Source organism: Chitinophaga sp. (genome assembly GCF_035564935.1).
Lineage (GTDB): Bacteria > Bacteroidota > Bacteroidia > Chitinophagales > Chitinophagaceae > Chitinophaga.
Genome location: NZ_DATMTE010000709.1, coordinates 1 through 1,908 on the forward strand (window position 1 = coordinate 1; position 1,908 = coordinate 1,908).

Consider the following 1,908-nt stretch of genomic DNA (forward strand, 5'->3'; position numbering starts at 1 on the left):
AAGGAGAACCTTTACTCGCAGAATGCATTATCGCCAAGAGCGGCGCTTACTTTCCTGGTGGATTCATCTACCTCTTTATACGCATTGTATGACCAGTCTTTTTTACCACAAAGCGGCCTAAAGGCCGGCGGCCAGATTGAGCCCGGAACAGGCAACCCCGTTGGAGAACCGGTAGACCCGCAGCGCAACAATGACATGGAGCTGGGTGTCAAAAAGCAATGGTTCGGCAACCGCCTGCTCACCACTATCAATGGTTTTCATACGGTGAAAAGGAATGTGCTGATGAAAGATGTACGCTATGCGGCGCTGAACTATAAGCGGCAGATAGGGGAATACAGCAGCGATGGGGTAGAGGTGGATGTGCTGGGGAATATCGGTAACCGCATTACCCTTACAGCCAACTACACTTTTGTGGATGCACGTATTACGAAGGATACTGTTAATTCACCGCTGATTGGTAACAAGCTGCCCGGTACACCACAACAGCTGATCAATACCTGGGCGCAATACAGGCTCCCGCTGGGAAGCGGCAGGGTACTGGCTTTCAGTGTTGGTCAAAGTACACAGCTGAAAAGATCTACTTATTCAAAGGATACCTACCTGCCTGACTTTACCAGGTGGGATGCAGGCATTTCCTATAATACCAGCCGGTATTATTTGCGTATCAACGCAGATAACCTGACCAATAAACGCTATATCGAATCCGGCGACATTGGGTTTGATTATCCGATGAGCGGTACCAATTACTTTTTTGTAGAAGGTGCGCCGTTCAGTATAAAATGTACCGTAGGAATAAAACTGTTGTAAAAATTAAAGGAGAGCTATTATGATTACCGCCAGTGCGCTTACAAAAAAATTCAACGACTTTGTGGCCCTTGATCATCTTGACTTACAGGTAGATGCAGGTGAAGTATTTTGTTTGCTGGGACAGAACGGGGCCGGGAAAACCACTACGGTAAATATTTTCCTGGGGTTTACAGAGGCTACTTCCGGTACAGCTTCTATAGATGGCATACCGGTGAAGCCGGGAGGTATGGATACCCGTAAGCGGCTGGCATTTATCCCCGAGGTAGTGATGCTTTACCCGCATCTTACCAGTATGGAAAATCTTGATTTCTTCAGTCGCATGGCGGGGTACCGCTATTCGCAACGCCAGCTTGGCAACCTGTTGCAGGATGCGGGCCTGGAGCCGGCGGCCTTTCATCGCCGGGTAGGGAGCCATAGTAAAGGAATGCGGCAAAAAGTAGGGATTGCTATTGCAGTAGCAAAAAATGCTTCCGCCATTTTTATGGACGAGCCTACTTCTGGTCTTGATCCGAAAGCCACGCTTGAATTTAGCCATATTGTGCGTAAACTGGCTGCGGATGGGAAAGCCATATTTATGGCCACGCATGATATCCTGAACGCCGTAAGCATAGGTACGCGTATCGGCATTATGAAAACCGGCCAACTGGCGCACATCATGCCCAATGAGGGCCTGCAGCCGGCAGTGCTGCAGCAGATCTATATGGATATTGTATGACAACCGGTTCCTGGAACCGGGAAGGCGCTGCCGGCGTACATCTACCTTAAGGATAAATGTAAAAAGTGACTTTATGCACATTTTGCATTGCAAATTATCAGTTCAACCAAAGAGATCTGCCAGTATCTTCGCATTACGGTGAAACTCCTCCGGGGAGGCGCCGGGTAGCTTATTATGCGGGTTTGAAATTTTTAAAGAAAGGATAAATGCTGCGTCATATAGGGAGAAAAAGAAATTACAGGCATAATTTGCGCCTGGCCGTGCTTTTATGCTTCACGGCGGGAATGGTAAATGCGGCCGGTTTCTTTGCTTTTTCGGTGTTGACCACTAATGTAACCGGCCATGCGGCGCTGCTGGCGCAGAAGCTGGCAATGGGAGATCTGAGG

The 1,908-nt window shown here is 48.6% G+C and carries 3 protein-coding genes; all 3 read left to right on the top strand.

The window, feature by feature from the left end:
• A partial coding sequence (locus VN105_RS18335; RefSeq protein WP_325642979.1) for a TonB-dependent siderophore receptor occupies positions 1–807 on the top strand: 807 nt, incomplete at its 5' end.
• A gap of 19 nt (positions 808–826) precedes the next feature.
• The gene (locus tag VN105_RS18340; protein WP_325642980.1) at positions 827–1,522 is read left to right on the top strand and encodes an ABC transporter ATP-binding protein; all 696 of its coding nucleotides are present in this window, start codon (positions 827–829) and stop codon (positions 1,520–1,522) included.
• A gap of 206 nt (positions 1,523–1,728) precedes the next feature.
• Positions 1,729–1,908: DUF1275 family protein (locus tag VN105_RS29815; RefSeq protein WP_414647251.1), on the top strand; the 180-nt coding region annotated here is incomplete at its 3' end.